The 15,601-nt window shown below is 65.8% G+C and carries 12 protein-coding genes and 2 pseudogenes; 7 read left to right on the top strand and 7 right to left on the bottom strand.

Annotation, left to right across the window (positions count from 1 at the left end; genetic code table 11):
* Positions 1 to 3: 3 nt before the first annotated feature.
* The gene (locus tag QGN30_RS05050; RefSeq protein WP_041785814.1) at positions 4 to 1,452 is read right to left on the bottom strand and encodes a peptidase; all 1,449 of its coding nucleotides are present in this window, start codon (positions 1,450 to 1,452) and stop codon (positions 4 to 6) included.
* 277 nt (positions 1,453 to 1,729) lie between these two features.
* On the opposite strand from QGN30_RS05050, the gene QGN30_RS05045 reads away from it, so the two are divergent.
* The 5 genes and pseudogenes from QGN30_RS05045 to QGN30_RS05025 all read left to right on the top strand — a co-directional run bounded on the left by QGN30_RS05045 (position 1,730) and on the right by QGN30_RS05025 (position 8,014).
* Complete coding sequence (locus QGN30_RS05045) at positions 1,730 to 3,160, top strand: serine hydrolase domain-containing protein (protein WP_247600128.1); 1,431 nt, start codon at positions 1,730 to 1,732, stop codon at positions 3,158 to 3,160.
* Positions 3,161 to 3,224: 64 nt separating this feature from the next.
* The gene (locus tag QGN30_RS05040) at positions 3,225 to 4,124 is read left to right on the top strand and encodes a class I SAM-dependent methyltransferase (RefSeq protein ID WP_136245095.1); all 900 of its coding nucleotides are present in this window, start codon (positions 3,225 to 3,227) and stop codon (positions 4,122 to 4,124) included.
* 62 nt (positions 4,125 to 4,186) lie between these two features.
* Positions 4,187 to 5,442: pseudogene (locus QGN30_RS05035) on the top strand (HNH endonuclease signature motif containing protein).
* A 402-nt stretch (positions 5,443 to 5,844) separates the two neighbouring features.
* Positions 5,845 to 6,768: a class I SAM-dependent methyltransferase gene (locus tag QGN30_RS05030; RefSeq protein WP_038538847.1), complete on the top strand. Its 924-nt coding sequence runs from the start codon at positions 5,845 to 5,847 to the stop codon at positions 6,766 to 6,768.
* A gap of 25 nt (positions 6,769 to 6,793) precedes the next feature.
* Positions 6,794 to 8,014: a peptidoglycan DD-metalloendopeptidase family protein gene (locus QGN30_RS05025; RefSeq protein ID WP_014385905.1), complete on the top strand. Its 1,221-nt coding sequence runs from the start codon at positions 6,794 to 6,796 to the stop codon at positions 8,012 to 8,014.
* Here the strand turns inward: QGN30_RS05025 and QGN30_RS05020 are convergent.
* From QGN30_RS05020 to QGN30_RS04995, 6 genes are all read right to left on the bottom strand, one after another.
* Positions 7,998 to 9,032: a hypothetical protein gene (locus tag QGN30_RS05020; protein WP_232065641.1), complete on the bottom strand. Its 1,035-nt coding sequence runs from the start codon at positions 9,030 to 9,032 to the stop codon at positions 7,998 to 8,000. The two genes, QGN30_RS05025 and QGN30_RS05020, sit on opposite strands and share 17 nt — an antisense overlap.
* A gap of 145 nt (positions 9,033 to 9,177) precedes the next feature.
* Positions 9,178 to 10,161, bottom strand: coding sequence for an NAD-dependent epimerase/dehydratase family protein (locus tag QGN30_RS05015; protein WP_008261409.1), 984 nt, complete (start codon positions 10,159 to 10,161; stop codon positions 9,178 to 9,180).
* Between the two features lie 212 nt (positions 10,162 to 10,373).
* The gene (locus tag QGN30_RS05010; RefSeq protein ID WP_248923255.1) at positions 10,374 to 11,846 is read right to left on the bottom strand and encodes a M28 family peptidase; all 1,473 of its coding nucleotides are present in this window, start codon (positions 11,844 to 11,846) and stop codon (positions 10,374 to 10,376) included.
* The gene (locus QGN30_RS05005) at positions 11,843 to 13,327 is read right to left on the bottom strand and encodes a M28 family metallopeptidase (protein WP_009952594.1); all 1,485 of its coding nucleotides are present in this window, start codon (positions 13,325 to 13,327) and stop codon (positions 11,843 to 11,845) included. Before QGN30_RS05005 ends, QGN30_RS05010 begins: the two co-directional genes overlap by 4 nt.
* A 52-nt stretch (positions 13,328 to 13,379) precedes the next feature.
* Positions 13,380 to 13,805 carry a DUF2752 domain-containing protein gene (locus QGN30_RS05000; protein WP_026071162.1) on the bottom strand — a complete coding sequence of 142 codons (426 nt, stop codon included), beginning with the start codon at positions 13,803 to 13,805 and terminating at the stop codon, positions 13,380 to 13,382.
* A gap of 15 nt (positions 13,806 to 13,820) precedes the next feature.
* Entirely contained in the window at positions 13,821 to 14,153 is a 333-nt protein-coding gene (locus QGN30_RS04995; RefSeq protein WP_008261422.1) for a CD225/dispanin family protein, read from the bottom strand.
* Between the two features lie 336 nt (positions 14,154 to 14,489).
* On the opposite strand from QGN30_RS04995, the gene QGN30_RS04990 reads away from it, so the two are divergent.
* Positions 14,490 to 15,020, top strand: coding sequence for a hypothetical protein (locus QGN30_RS04990; protein WP_008261424.1), 531 nt, complete (start codon positions 14,490 to 14,492; stop codon positions 15,018 to 15,020).
* 60 nt (positions 15,021 to 15,080) lie between these two features.
* Positions 15,081 to 15,601 (top strand): annotated as a pseudogene (locus tag QGN30_RS04985) (serine/threonine protein kinase).

The raw sequence follows: 15,601 nt of genomic DNA, 5'->3' as shown, positions 1-15,601 counted from the left end.
TCGTTATCCCGGATAACGGGAGTAACACGCGTCCGCGTTGCCGGTCACGCCACCACGGAACGCGGCAATGCGGGTGAAGCCGGCGGGCACGCTGGTGCCGTCCGCGTCGCTGGCCACCAGGTGATTGGTGAGTAGCCCGGCGACCGCTTCGTCGAGATCGCCGGCGGTGAGCTGCAATTGGTTGTGCGAGGGCAGCTCGATGGGTTCGGCCATCTTGCGGTGCGCGACGCCGGTCAGGCATGCGGTGCGCAGCGCGGTCCACGGGCTCTGCATCGGCAGGCCGCGCTCATGCTGCACCGCCAGTGCGTATCTCGACATCACGAGGGACAGGGCCGTGTCGTCGCCTTGCGGCAGGGACTGTTCGCTCTCGTCGGCGACCCTGCCCATGACGGCGAGCTTGGGCAGGTCGACCGCGATGGTGTTGGTGCCCGGACAGTAGGACGCCGGTGGGGTGGGTTTGGCGTCCGGGCAATTGGCGGGCTGGTAGGACAGCACCGGCGGATTGGCCGGGGCGAAGATCTTGCCCAGCAGTTCCATCAGGGTCGACAGGGTGTCCTGGTTGATCGGGACCTCGCCGGTCTCCGGCGTTCCGGTGCTGAAGTCGACCCGCAGGGCGTTCGGCAGATCGCCGCGGCGCTGCTCGATCTCCCTGCGGTCGATCGCCGCGCACGCCGAGGCGCCGGTGAGGAAACCCATTTGGAAGGCGCTGATCCGGTCCAGGGCCGAGCCGTGTGCGTCGTCGTTCTCGGTCTCGCTGTCCATCACCGGGTCGCGCGTGGTGATGATTCCGGCCAGCACGTGGTCGAGGCCGTCGGCGGTGCTCAGCGTGAAGCGCGGCGACTTGCCGTCGGCGACCCAGAACAGATAGACACCGGCGAAGCAGTCGGCCTGCTGTTCGTGGACGATGGTCGGGTCCCGTCTGGTCACCAGCTTCGCCATCTGCTGCAACGCGTGCCCGAATTCGTGGGCGAGCACGCCGGTGACGGACATGTCGCCGAAGTACTTTTGCGCGACGGGCATGAACACGCCGCGGTCCCAGGCGATCAGGTTGCAGCGCGACGTGTAGAAGGCGTTGACGAGCTTGTAGGTGTCGTTGTGGCACACGATCGGGCTGCTCGGGTCGTTGGAGTCGTAGGACACCATCTTGCTGACGGGAGCGAAGGTGCCCTTGAGCGATCGGCTGTACGCCGACTGCCAGTAGTCCTCGATGTCGTTGACCGAGAGCAACGCCAACCTGTCGATGGGTCCGTTGTCGGTGTTGAGAACCTTGCCGGTGGGGCTGGGTGCGTTCGAGCGGATCCCGCTGGGCCCGTTGGTCGCGGGCAGCCCGCCCACCAGGAACGGGTCGTTGAGCATCGACAGCGCGCGCCCGTCGACGAATGTCGTGCAGCCGGCCACCACCAGCACCGCCGCCGCCCAGACCAGTGCCGACCTGAGCGCATGGCTATTCATGACCAACCTCATCCCGACCGGCGACACGGCAGCACCAAGGGGACTCATTCTAGAGGTGCCGACTGTCCGCGGCGGGCGAAATCGAGAGACCCAGCAAACCCCGGCAGGACGCGGCTGCGCTAGAAAGGCGGTGGCTCGCCGTCGCCTTCGGCTGACGGCTCGGCGTGTCGAAGGCCTCGCGATGGTTACGTAAGCCCGGCTATATTGACGGTCATGTGGACGGTGCCACTGAAGACCGAAGACACCACAAAGCCATTCGGATCGACCGCCGCGCGAAATCGCCGCTGCAGTGGTTGAAACCGCTCAGCGCGCGGACCTTGGCGTGACGTTCGACGAACTCGATGCCAAGATCAACGCCGGCATGGACGCCTACGCGATTCCGGGCGTCGCGGTTGCTATCTGGGTCGACGGCCAAGAATTCGTCAAGGGCTACGGGGTTACCAATGTCGACCATCCGTTGCCTGTCGACGGCGACACGGTCTTCCGAATCGGTTCCACCACAAAGACTTTCACAGGAACCGCGATGATGCGCCTGGTCGAGCAGGGCAAGGTAGACCTGGATTCACCCGTGCGCCGCTACATCCACGACTTCGCGGTGGCCGACGAGTCGGTGGGCGCCACGGTGACCGTCCGTCAGCTGCTCAATCACACCGGGGGCTGGGATGGCCGCAACGGCCAGGACTTTGGGCGTGGCGATGACGCGGTGGCGCGCTACGTCGACGCGATGACACACTTACCGCAGCTGACGGCTCCGGGAACCGCGTTCGCGTACAACAATTCGGGCCTCGTGGTGGCGGGGCGCATCATCGAGCTTGTCACGGGAACAACCTACGAGTCTGCCGTGCAGAAGTTGGTACTTGATCCGCTGCAGCTGGCCCACACCCACTACTTCTCCGACCAGATCATCGGTCTGAATGTGGCGGCGCCGCACGCCGTGGTCGGCGGAAGATCCATTGTCGAAAGCGAGTTTTGGGCTTTTCCACGCAGCTGTAATCCCACCGGTGGGTTGATGTCCACGGCGCGAGATCAGCTGCGCTACGCGCGGTTCCACCTCGGCGACGGCAGGGCGCCGAACGGCGAGCAGATTCTGAGCCGACGGTCGCTGGAGGCGATGCGCTCGAACCCGGGCGCGGGCGGAACGCTTTGGGTCGAGCTGACCGGGATGGGGGTGACCTGGATGCTGCGGCCGTCCGCGGAGAATGTGACCATCGTCGAGCACGGCGGTACCTGGAAGGGGCAACGTTCCGGTTTCTTCATGGTGCCCGATCGCGACTTCGCCATGACCGTACTCACCAACTCCGACGGCGGATTTCATCTGATCAACGATCTTTTCGCCCGCGACTGGGCGTTGCGAAGATTCGCCGGAATCAACAACCTGCCCGCCGCACCGCAACGCCTCGGCCCCGCCGACCTGGCGCCCTACGAGGGCCGGTACGTCGCCGGGCAAGTCTCGCAAAATGGCAGTCTCGAGCATACGGTCATCGAATTCCGGGCGAGGGACGGCCAGCTCGCCGGAACCCTGACTGATGCCAACCCGGACGGCCCGGATACCGCCGAATTGGGGCTCGCCTTTTACCGGCCCGATTACGGGATCGACATCGGACCCGACGGCAAACCCACCGGCAGTCGGTCCAACTTCGTCCGCGGAGCGGACGGCAACATCGCCTGGTTCTGCACCCTGCATGGGCGCCTGTTCCGACGCCAATAGCACCGCACCGATGAATCCACCCAACGCGGACAGCCGACGACGAGGCCGCGGCTAAGGTGGCCTGATGCCGCGCACCGACGACGACAGCTGGGATCTGGCGTCGAGCGTCGGCGTCACCGCGACGATTGTCGCGGCCGGGCGCGCGATGGCCACCAAGGATCCGCGCGGTTTGATCAACGATCCGTTCGCCGAACCTCTGGTCCGTGCGGTGGGATTGGATCTGTTCACCAAGATGATGGACGGCGAGCTCGACATGTCGGCGATCGCCGACGTCTCACCGGCCGTGGCCCGGGCGATGGTCGACGGAAACGCGGTCCGCACGAAGTACTTTGACGACTACGCCCTCAACGCCACCGGCCGCGGGATTCGACAGGTGGTGATCCTCGCGTCCGGGTTGGACACCCGGGCCTACCGTCTGCCGTGGCCGACCGGGACGGTGGTGTACGAGATCGACCAACCACAAGTGATGGAGTTCAAGGCGACGACCTTGGCCGGCCTCGGCGCCCGATCGTTGACGACGCTGCGCGCCGTGTCCGTCGACTTGCGCGCGGATTGGCCGACGGCGGTGCGCGCCGCCGGCCTTGACTCGGCGGCACCGACGGCGTGGCTGGCCGAGGGGTTACTGATGTATCTGAGGCCAGAAGACCAGGACCGGCTGTTCGACAACATCACGGCACTCAGCGCGTCAGGAAGCAGGGTAGCCACCGAATTCGTCACCAGCATCGTGGATTTCGACGCCGAGCGAGCGCGGACGATCTCCAACCCGTTCCGCGACCATGGCGTCGACATCGACCTGGCTTCCTTGGTCTACACCGGCCAGCGCAACCACGCCCTCGACTACCTCGGCGCCAAGGGCTGGCAGCTCGAAGGTGTGCCGCTGGCAGAACTGTTCCGGCGCAGCGGCCTCGATGCGCCCGCTCCAGACGACGACGACACCCTCTTCATCAGCGGCGCTCTGGCCTGACTTGGCTCACGTATCGGGATTGGCGGCCCGGTTTTGTCGGTGGTGGCTGTGATGATGTGGTCATGTCGTCGATCGCGTCCGCTGAGGCCGTGGTGGTCACTGCGAGTGACCGCCTTGAGGTGTTGTTCGAGGAGTTGGCGGAGTTGAGTGGTCAGCGCAATGCGATCGACGGGCGCATTGTGGAGATCGTGGCCGAGATCGACCGCGACCAATTGTGCGGTGTGACCGGGGCGCGCTCGGTGCCGGCGTTGGTGGCCTGGAAGCTGGGGTGTTCGTCGGCAAACGCGCACACGCTGGCCGCGATTGCTGGCCGGCTGACGGAGTTTCCCCGCTGCGCCGCCGGCCTGCGAGAGGGTCGCCTGTCGGCCGATCAGGTTGGGGTGATCGCCGCACACGCAGGCGAGGGATCTGATGAGCATTACGCGCAGCTGGCCGCGGTCGCCACGGTGAACCAGTTGCGTACCGCGGTCAAGCTGGAACCGCGACCGCAACCCGAACCTCGCCCCGATCCTGGGCCCGAGCGTTCGATCACCACGACCACCGACGACGCGGGCAGCTGTTACCGGATCAAACTTCCGCACCACGACGCGGCGAAGTTCGACGCGGCGTTGGCGTCTCATCGTGATGCGCTGATCGCCGAGTGGAAGCGCGATCACGACAATGGCGAGCACGCCGGTGCTCAGGTGCCGCCGTTGCCTACCACCGCCGACGCGTTTATGCGCCTGGTCGAGGCGGGCTGGGACGCCGAGGCCACCCGCCGCCCGCATGGCCAGCACACCACCGTCGTGGCACACCTCGACATCGAGCAGCGCGTCGCCGCGCTGCATCTGGGTCCGCTGCTGCCCGATGCCGAACGCCGCTACCTGACCTGTGATGCCACCTGTGAGGTCTGGTTCGAACGCCACGGCGAGGTCATCGGTGCCGGCCGGGCGACGCGGGTGATCAATCGGCGGCTGCGCCGCGCGCTCGAGCACCGTGACACCATGTGCGCGGTGCCCGGTTGTGGGGCCACCCGTGGTTTGCACGCCCACCACATCCGGCACTGGGAAGACGGCGGCCCCACCGAGTTGGCCAACCTGGTGCTGGTCTGCCCCTATCACCACCGGTTGCACCACCGTGGCCTGATCACCATCACCGGACCCGCAGACGCTCTCGTGGTCACCGGCGAGGCCGGCCAAATCCTGAGCCCGGGATCACTGGCACACCCACCCACCCGACCCCCGCCCGCGGTGCCACCCTGCCCCGGTCCTACCGGGGAGCGCGCCGACTGGTGGTGGTATGACCCTTCCAACCCCAACCACCACCGACAAACAACTAGCCCGGACAGTGCTGGCGATCAAACAGGCTGGGGCATAACGGGATTCGTTCACACCACCCGGCCGCCTAGCTCGTCGTGCACCTCATCAGCATCCACGGTCTGCGTGCGCGCCAATGTGGTGGTTGTCGACCTGCGTTTGTTGACGTCGGTTCGCGTTGGCGCGATTGCGGACTCCCGATATCCGGGTTCCCACATACTCCGGAGGTTCGCGAGCAGGGCGGCGCCCGTTGCCAATCGGTCCAGTCGCCCTCGGCTCATTGAGTTTCGGGCGAATAGCGCCACCCAACACCTCGTTTGTATGCGATTCTTTGGCCAGAGTGGTGCGGAACGGCGGAGGAAAAGGTTCGGATTGGTCGACGAATTCCCGGGGGTGGCGGCGCGAGCGAAAAGGGAGGATTGGCGGTGCGGAGAGACGACGATAGCTGGGATCTGACCAGCCATGTCGGCGCAACCGCAACGCTGGTGGCCGCAGGCCGTGCCAGAGCCACCAATTCGGCCGAGCCGTTGATCGAGGACCCGTTCGCCGAACCGTTGGTCCGCGCGGTGGGTATCGAATTCCTCATCAGATGGGCCACCGGAGAGCTCCGCGCGTCCGACGTCGACGATCCCGAGGCGGCGTGGGGTCTACAGCGAATGACAACCGAGTTGGTGGCCCGCACCCGCTACTTCGATCAGTTCCTGGCGGACGCCACTGCCACCGGAATCCGACAGGCGGTGATCCTGGCGTCCGGCCTGGACGCGCGCGGCTACCGACTGTCGTGGCCGCCCGGGATGACGGTGTACGAGATCGATCAACCGGATGTGCTGGCATTCAAGGCCGAAACCCTGGCACAGCTGGGCGCCGAGCCGACGGCACATCTGCGGATGGTGCAGGCCGACCTGCGCCACGACTGGCCGGCCGCGCTGCTGCGTAGCGGATTCGACCCGGCGCAACCGACCGCCTGGATCGCCGAAGGACTGTTCGGTTATCTGCCCCCGGAAGCCCAGGATCGCCTGCTGGACAACGTCACCCATCTCAGCGCGTCGGAAAGCCAGATGGCCATGGAGACGTTCGTGGGATCGTCGGATCTGGACTCCCAGCGGGTCGAAGAGATCATCCGCGGTGCGACTCGCAGCTGGCGCGACCATGGATTCCATCTCGACATCTGGTCGCTGAACTATTCCGGGGCCCGCAGCGACGTTTCCGACTACCTCGACAACCACGGTTGGCGCTCGGTGGGGACCACGGCCGCGCAGCTGCTGGCCGATCACGGCCTGCCCGCGATGCCCGGCAATCACCGCCCGCCTTCCGACAAGCCCAGCTACTACATTTCGGTTCTCGCGTGATAGACGCGATGTAGAGGACAGCAGGATGCGGATTCTGGCGGTAACGCGCGCGCACAATGCCGGGGAAACCTTGGCCGATACCTTGGACTCGCTGGCCGCCTTCAGTGACGAGATCTACGCGATCGACGACCGCAGCACCGACGACACCGCCGCGATTCTCGCGAACCATCCCGCGGTCACCAATGTTGTTCGCGCCCGGGCGGATCTACCGTCCACGCCATGGTTGATCCCCGAGTCCACCGGCCTGGATCTGCTCTACCGGATGGCCGATTTCTGTCGCCCGGACTGGATGGTGATGGTCGACGCCGACTGGGTTTTCCAGATCGACGTCGACATCCGTGAAGTGCTTGCCCGGACACCGCAGGACGTGGCGGCGCTGATGTGTCCGATGGTTTCCCGCTGGGATGATCCCGACTACCCGGACATGGTGCCGGTGATGGGCACCGCCGAGGCGCTGCGCGGGCCGTTTTGGCGTTGGTACCCGGGCCTGTATGCGGGCTCCAAGTTGATGCACAATTCGCACTGGCCGGCCAACATCACCGACCACGGCCGGATAGGGCGGCTGGACGGAATCCGCTTGACGCACAACGGCTGGTCGACGCTGGAGGAACGGATCGCACGCGTCAGGCACTACATGCGGCTGGATCCCGATTTTCGGCACAACTTCGGTGTGGCCTATGACCGATCCCTGCTGTTCGGCTACGCACTCGACGAGGTCGACCTCCTCAAAGCGGACTACCGGCGGCGGGTGCGTGGCGACTTCGACCGGACCGAGCCGGGGGCGCGCCTGCCGATCGAGGCGGAGCCACGCGCGATCGGGCGCGGATACGGACCCCGCGCGGACGGTTTCCATCCCGGGGTCGACTTCGCCGCTGACCCCGGTAGCCCGATCTACGCAGTCATATCCGGAACTGTTTGCCGCACAGGCGAAGTCGATCACCTTTGCTCGGTGACCATCTCGGACGGCGACTCCGAAATCCGCTACGTGTTTCGGCCAGGTGACGCCACGCACATCGCGGTCGGTGATCGAATCAATGCGGGAACCCAAATCGGCAGCATCGGCGCGGAAGGTCAATCAGCCGACGGCTACCTGCATTTCGAGACGCGGGTTCGGGGCGCACACGTCAATCCGCTGCGCCTTCTGGGCAACATGGGCCTGCGGCCCTGGCCGCCACCGGGGCGGCTGCGCGCGGTATCGGGCAACTACCCGCCCGCCACACCGTGCACAATCACCGCCGACGGGTAGCGGTGAGTTGGGCGGCCTCGACGCGTTCCAGCAGGCTGCGGCCGGCCCGGATCGTCGAGCGGACCTCCTGCAGCAGTTTGGCGGGATGCTGCAGGTCCATGTCGTGCAGTCCTTCGTAGCGGTCGATGCCGAAGCCCACCGTCTCGATGCCAATTCCGAACGGCAGGGTCAGAGTTCGCAGCGCGTCAAAGTTCTGATAGGGGACGAACGGCTGACCGGTCACCAGTAGGCAACTCGATCGCTGCATATCCAGGCTCCGCGCGGTAAAGGTGAAGGTATCCGCGGAGGTGGCGCGGCGGTTGTTGGGGTCCGGCGACGGCGCCTCGAGCAGTGTGATGGGTAGCCCGACGTCGTTGCTGTCTTCGCTGAAGCGCCAGACCATCTGGCCCCGATGCGGGTCGCCGACTCGCTGCCGCCCATGCCGTACCGCTTCGCGGGTATCCACCCCGAACGCGTCGGTCGCAGCGGCCGCCAACAACTCGAATTCGGTACGCGCGCCCGGCGCGCAGGACGCGGCCGCGTCGTGTTCGGACGGCAATAGCTGCCGAGAAGCGGCGGCCAGCACGATATGACCGACGCGATTCTCGGCGGCCAGATTCCGCGCCCACCGGGCCCGAAGCATGTTCGAGTAGCGTCCGGTGCCGATCACCAGCATGTAGTCGAACGTTGCGTCAGTGCGCCGTGATTCGTCGGTAAGGCCAAGCTGTTGCGCCAGCGTCGTGATCGTGTCGAGTTGCCGGTCCGGCAGGTCCAGGCGCGGGATCATCCACCGCGCCCCGCCGTCGGCGTCTTGGCACCGCACCTGCTCTCCGCCCCGACGCGCCCTCGCACGGCCCCGGTAATCCCATACCTCACTGAACTCGTCCAGGGCGGCCAACCGGGCTGCCAGGTTGGCGTGCCGCGGGAAAACTCCGCCGAACATCGCAACCAGCTGCGCCAGCGCGTCATGCGCACTCCACGCGTCGACCTCCTGGCGCAGCGACGTCAAAAACTCACCATCAAACTCGCCGCCACGCATCGACACTTCAGCCGGACTGTTCACTTCAAGGTCCTTGCTCCGCGAACACGTAACACCGAGCCATTTGTGGGATGGAAGCTTTCACCAGCCTAACGGCGATGTGCTGGGCAAGATGCACTTTTTGAAAGATCGGTAATCGCCGGACTCATAGGGGCGACAAGACGCCGCTGACCCCGTCTTGTTGGTAGGAGTATTGTGGCTGATCCTTGGCCCATTGGATGTAGCGGTCGATGCCTTCCCAGATACCGACTTCGGGCTTGAATCCGAGGCTTTTCGCGAAGTCGATGTTGGCGGGGAAACGAGCGACTTCGCCGGCGCGTGCTTCGCGACGTTCGATTTTGGCGTCGAACTTTCCGGCGACATATTCGACGATGTCTTTCACCCGTGTGTTTATGCCGCTCGCGAAATTGATCGCCCGCCCACGAAGCGCGCTGTTTTCCAATACCAGGTTGTATGCGCGCACGATATCGCTGACGTACAGGTAGTCGCGCGTTGCCGAACCGTCGCCGAAGATCGTCAGGTTTTCGCCGTTGATGGCCTGCCGGACGAGTCGTGGAATCAGCGCACCGAAGCGCCCGGTTTTCTGGCGCACCCCGAAGATGTTGAATGGCCGAACGATCGTGACGTCAAGCCCATAGGAGCGGTAGTAGGAGTAGCACAACCGATCCGCCGCCGCCTTGGAGGCGCCGTAGGGGCTGTTCGGTTTGAGCTCAGCTGTCTCGTCGAGAAGCTCGCCGTCCCGCAGATTGTGTCCGTCGCCGTACACTTCGCAGGTTGACACGTAGATCAACCGGTTCTTATAGCGCCTTACCGCCTCGAGCACGCGGTAGGTACCCATGACGTTGGTTTCGAGAAAGCTCTCTGGATCACCCAAAGACTGGTCCACGTTGATATTGGCGGCCAGATGAAAAACGACGTGGTGCTCCCGCACCGCGCGATGGACAGTTTCGCCGTCGGTCACCGAGCCGGAGATAAAGGCCGCTCGCGGGTGCGAACGAAAGTCATTGGTGTTTCGGTTCGCGCTCTTCGACGACGTATTCAGGACGGTGACCCAATGCCCGTCGGCCAGTAGCGACTCGCATAGATGACTTCCCTGAAAGCCTGCGCCCCCCGTGACAAGTATTTCCATCTGGTTCGTCCCTCGCCTGCTACTGGTAGGGCGAGAGCTTAATCGATACGCGCGGGCTCGGTGGGCGATCCGGCTTGATAGTGAAAGCTCTTGTGTTCTCAGGAAAGGAGTTCGATGATTCTGCTGCTGGGATCGCGGACGCCTGCTAAACTCCCGCGAGCGATATAGCGCTTGGCGCAGCGCATTATTTTGCAGTGTCCGACAAAACGCCCCTACGGCATTCGGGTGCGATGCCTCTTGTCGTGTGACGGCACGCCGTTGACCCCGCCGATGGACTCGGCGTAGCTGCCGACCGCGAAACCGACGCCAGAACCCATGATCCCCAAGGCTTCCCGGTTGATGTTGTCGACGGTGTCGCGCGGGCTCTGGAAGTTCGGATCGAACGGCACGCCGGCCTGGCCGCCCCACAAGCGCGCCTGCACGGTGGTCTTCGTCTGGGAGGAACCGGTCGTCAGTCCGCCGATCGGCACGCCCGCGACCATGAAGGGGTGGTAGTCGGCCCGGGAATTCAGCGGCATGTCCGCGGGACGCTTGCCGGCCAGGTTCAGATAGCCGGCCAGCGTGCGCTCGATGCCCGCCGAGCCTTCGGGGACGTCCGCGGCGAAGACTCCGGGTCCGGGCGGGCCGGATTGATCGCCGTCGTCGGTGAAGAAACCCGCGTTGGGCGAGCCCAGCATGGTGAAGTTCAGATAGAGCGCGATGTCGTTGAGCTGATCACGGTCCATGCCGAACACGTAATCCATGACCCCGTTCAGCCCCTCGGCTTCGGCACCCCAGAACACGAACCGCACGGCGTTGTTCACCGGGGCCAGCGGTCCCAGTTGACGCGCCGTCTCGAGCACCGCGGCGACCCCGGAGCCGTCGTCGTTGATGCCGGGTCCGGCGCGTGAACCGTCGAGCTGCGCACCCACCACGACGACGTCGTGCGGAGAACCGGTCTTGGTCTGTGCCACGACATTTCGGGAGGTGATCTTGGTGTTGACGGCGTCGAGCACCAGGCGGATCGGTGCGGTCACACCGGTCAGCGCGGAGGCGCCGTACGGGTTGACGACGGCAACCGGCACGGTCAGCTGCTTGAAATAACCGGGACTGAACAACTTGGGCGGCGCCCCTCGCCCGGTGGGGGCGCTCAGCACGATGAGCCCGCTCGCCCCCTTGGCCAGCGCGGCGTTCTGCTTGTCAACGACCGAGCAGCGGGTGTCGTCGACGACGGCGATCGCGCCCTTGGGCATCGCGGCCGGGTAGTCGTGGGCGGCGCAACCCGATGGCTGTGCCGGCCGGATCGGTTGCCCCGTCAGGCCGCCGGGCGGCGTTTGCACCAGCAGCGAGGCCTGGTCGACGGGATAGGTGCGGCCCGCGACGGTCAGCGACGGCTTACCCATCGACACGGTGTACAACCGGTCGAACTGCGGCGTCTGCACGTCAAACCCCTTGTCGCGCAGCGCTTTGGCGACGTAGTCCACGCTGGCGTTGAAGCCCGGCGTGCCGTCCGCGCGGTTGCCGCCGTTGGCGTTGGCGATGTCCTGCAGGGCGCGCAGATGGGTGACCATGCCCTCGACGGTGATCTTTTTGGCGAGGCCGTGCCCGAGGTCGGGTGTCGCGGCGTGCGGGGCGGGCCGCGTCGACGAACACCCGGCCACGAGCGCCGCGATCAGCAACAGCGTTGCACCCCAGCGGGGATTCATGACTTGGCGAGGACGTGCCGGACGCGGTCTTCCATCGCCGGGACCCCGTTGTGTCCGCTGAGGTCCTGTGCGTAGAACCCGAGCGCGTAGGCCACCCCGCCGCCGTTGATTCCCAGCGCGGTGCGGTCGATGTGGTCGAGGGTGTCGCCTTTTTGGTGGTAGTTGGGGTCGAACGGTTGGTCCGCCGTCCCGCCCCACAGCTTGGCCTGGTCCGCGGACATCTTCCCCTCGGCGCCGGAGAACAGGCCGCCGGCGGGGATGCCCGCCAGGGTGAATCCGTCGTAGTCGGACCGGCCGTCGAAGGAGGTGTCCTGCGCGGTCTTGCCGGCCGACTTCAGGTAAGCGACCAGCGTGCGCTCAATGCCGGCCGAGCCTTCGGGGACCACCGGCTTGCCGCGGGCGTCCATGGGCAGCGATTGGTCCCCGTCGTAGGTGAAATAGCCGGGGTTCGGCGATGCCAGCATGTCGAAGTTGAGGTAGAGCGCAATGTTTTTGAGCGCGGCCAGGTCCAGCGACTCGACGTAGTTCCGCGACCCGATGAGCCCGAGTTCCTCCGCACCCCAGAAGCCGAATCGCAGCTTGTTGTGCACCGGCGGCGAACTGCCCAGCCGCACAGCGGTTTCCAGCACCGCCGCCACTCCCGATCCGTTGTCGTTGATCCCGGGCCCCTCGGGCACGCTGTCCAGGTGCGCCCCCGCCATCACCACGTTGGCGTCCGAACCGGTCTTGGTCTGTGCGATCACGTTGCGGGCCTTGAAGCTTTGCGCGCTGGCATCGAGCTTGATCGTGGTGGGCCCCGGCTGGCCGCGCAGCTGCACCCCGGTGGATTTCGTCACGCTGAGCACCGGGATCTTCACCTCGGTGGTCGGCCCGAGCGTGCCGCCCATCTGTTCTTCGTCGACGTTGTCGGCGATGATCATCGCCACGGCCCCGCGCTGCGCCGCGGCGTCTTCCTTCTGAGCGAACGGGCAGGTGCCGCGATCGACGAGCACCACCGCGCCCCGCACCGGGAGATCGCCGTAGTCGGCGGCCGCACAGCCCAAGCTGTTCGCCGGCGCGGCGACCAGCGGCCCGCTCACCCCGCCCGGGGGGGTTCCCAGGCTGAAGTCCAGCGCGCGCGCCTCCACCGGCCTGCCGCCGACGGTCAGCTCCGGCTTCTCGGCATGGAACACTCGCGCCGAGAACTCGGGCGTCTGCACATCAAAACCGCTGTCGCGCAAGGTATTCACCACATAGTCGACACTGGCTTCGTAGCCGGGGGTCCCCACCGCCCTGGTGCCGTTGTTTGCGTTGGCGATGTCTTGCAGCTTGGACAGGTGGGCCATCATGGCGTCGGTCGTCACCTTGCCCTTCAGCGCGGACGCGAACTCGGCCGCACCCGTCGTTTGCTCCGAGCCGGACCGGTGGGAGCAACCGGTCGAGAATGCGGTCAGGGCGATCACGGCGAGCGCCGCCGGCAACGTCGCGAGTTTGTTCACCATCGCGCCCAGGTTAGACCGCGGTCCGAGCGGGCGGGATCAGGACACGTCGGGATCAGACATACAGCGCAGTGAAGGGGGCGAAGGGAATGTTGCGCACCACGAACCACGCCAGCACCAATGACAGTGTCACCGCGGCGGCCCAGCGGCGGTGTTGCCAACTGCGGACCCGCCGGCCCACCACGTGTCCGTAGGTCCAGGCCAGGTACGCCCACACCAGCAGCACGACCGCCGCCAGGCCCAGAGCGTTGAACCTGGCGGCCGCCAACACATTGCCGTGCATGAGGGAATACAGCATGCGCAGGCTGCCGCAACCGGGACAGTCGATCCCCAACAACGCCTTGGTGGGGCATACCGGCAGCGGGCCGTTCGGGGTGGTCGGGTCACCCGCCCAGATGGCGGCGCACATCAACGTCGTGGATGCGGCCACCACTAGTGGTGCACCCAGACCCGCGTGCGCCGCCCCCCGGCGGGTCACCAACATCGAGATCCGGGCTTAGAACATCGCGGCGAGCGCCGCGTTCGTGTTCGTGTTCAGCGCGCCGACCGACATCAAGATGACGTAGATGATGCCGACGACGACGCCGATGGCCGCCGACCAGATCGCCCATTTCTTGGCGCTCTCGGCCGATGCCTGCGCCTCGGCGTAGCGGCCCTGCGCCCACAACCCGTTGACCTGGCTGGATTTGACGATCGCCACGATCCCGAACGGAAGGCAGCAGAACAGGGTCACCAGAATCGACCACACCAGATAGTTGTTCGGCGCTTGGGCGGCCGGCTGCTGCGGCGGGTAACCGGGCGGCGGCGGCGGGGGCGGCGGTTGTGTCATGGATTCTCCACTCAGAGAAGTTAGCTGGCGTAAAGCGGTGCTAACCATACCCGCTCGGCGTCGCGTCGGCACTAGCAATGAAAAAATCCGATCCGCGCAACGACGGCCGCGGCGCATCGGCGGCGTCGGCGCATCGGCCCGAAGACCCGATTGTCGCCCGGCCTCAACGTCATTCGATATTCGACGCATCGAATTGCCCCTGCGGTCCGTTGCCCTGGGGCTTTGCGGGCGACGCCCCGAACTAATGCCCACACAGACAATTGCCGCCGGAACGTGTTGCATTACCACGACATAGCCCTACTATCCGTGTTAGCAACGGCCGTTAAGGAGCCATTCATGTCTGATTTCAGCAACGCGCTGAAGACGGCGATGGCAATGGCGCTCACGGCCGGTTTTGCGTTAGCGGGCGGCGTCACGGCGGCCGCCGACCCCGCCGGCACCGGCAACTCGTCGGACATCAACACGCTCGCGGCCACGCTCTCGAAGGGCTACGGCTTGAACAACTGCACCGCCCAGAACATCGACCGCGGCAGGCAACTGGCCGTACTCACGTGCGGACAAAGCCCCGATCCGAAAGGACCGGCACAGGCCAAGTACGTCCTGTTCACCAGCGCCGAGAACCTGGCCACCGCGTTTCGGGCCACCATCAAGGAGGACGTCCTGACGCCGTGCGGGGACGCCAACCAGTCGCCGTCCAGTTGGCACAAGGACGGTTCGGCCGCCAACGCCGGGCAGGCGGCGTGCGGCACATACCAAAACGCCGCCGAGATCATCTGGACGACGGACGCGAAAAACACGCTGAGCTACCTGCGTGCGTCCAACACCGACGTCAACGCGCTCTACCAGTGGTGGCGCGCCAACGGTTGACAATCTTCTTGGGGGGCAAGGGGTTTCTGCATCAACCACCCACAACCGCAGGGAGTCAAAATGTCACATCTGATCACCGCGCTGCGCGTCGCGTCGGCCGCAGCTTTCACGGGCGGTTTGGTCCTCGCGGGCAGCGCCACCGCGGTCGCCGAACCCAACACCGGTAGCGCCACGGACATGAACACGCTGGCGACTTCGCTGTCGAAGGGCTACGGCCTGAACAACTGCAGCCGCAGGAGCTGACCGAAACCGGCGAACTGGCCGAACTGCTTTGCGGGCAGAGCCCCGACTCCGGCGGACCCGGCTCCGGCGTCTACGCGCTCTTCTCCAACAGCACGAACCTGGGCTCTGCCTTCAGTTCCACCATCAAGGATGTGTCGCTGGCCGCGTGCGGGGACGCCGGGCAGTCGCCGGGAACGTGGAAGCAGAACGGCCAGACCGGCGGCCAGATCGCCTGCGGCACCTACAAGAACTACGCGACGTTGACCTGGACCACCGACGCCAAGAACGTGCTGGGTCACCTGACCGCGGCCAACGCCGACGTCAACGCGCTCTACCAGTGGTGGCGCACGAACGGCTGA

It is taken from the genome of Mycobacterium sp. 3-98 (assembly GCF_035918355.1).
Lineage (GTDB): Bacteria > Actinomycetota > Actinomycetes > Mycobacteriales > Mycobacteriaceae > Mycobacterium > Mycobacterium intracellulare.
Note: the sequence above shows the minus strand (reverse complement) of the source record. Positions and strands in the feature narration are given on the sequence as shown.

Bases quoted from the DNA above. Each gene is read 5' to 3' on its own strand.
- QGN30_RS04995 (WP_008261422.1), bottom strand. From the start codon at position 14,153: ATGACACAACCGCCGCCCCCGCCGCCGCCGCCCGGTTACCCGCCGCAG.
- QGN30_RS05040 (WP_136245095.1), top strand. From the start codon at position 3,225: ATGCCGCGCACCGACGACGACAGCTGGGATCTGGCGTCGAGCGTCGGC.
- QGN30_RS05050 (WP_041785814.1), bottom strand. From the start codon at position 1,452: ATGAATAGCCATGCGCTCAGGTCGGCACTGGTCTGGGCGGCGGCGGTG.
- QGN30_RS05005 (WP_009952594.1), bottom strand. From the start codon at position 13,327: ATGGTGAACAAACTCGCGACGTTGCCGGCGGCGCTCGCCGTGATCGCC.
- QGN30_RS05015 (WP_008261409.1), bottom strand. From the start codon at position 10,161: ATGGAAATACTTGTCACGGGGGGCGCAGGCTTTCAGGGAAGTCATCTA.
- QGN30_RS05025 (WP_014385905.1), top strand. From the start codon at position 6,794: ATGCGGATTCTGGCGGTAACGCGCGCGCACAATGCCGGGGAAACCTTG.
- QGN30_RS04990 (WP_008261424.1), top strand. From the start codon at position 14,490: ATGTCTGATTTCAGCAACGCGCTGAAGACGGCGATGGCAATGGCGCTC.
- QGN30_RS05020 (WP_232065641.1), bottom strand. From the start codon at position 9,032: ATGCGTGGCGGCGAGTTTGATGGTGAGTTTTTGACGTCGCTGCGCCAG.
- QGN30_RS05010 (WP_248923255.1), bottom strand. From the start codon at position 11,846: ATGAATCCCCGCTGGGGTGCAACGCTGTTGCTGATCGCGGCGCTCGTG.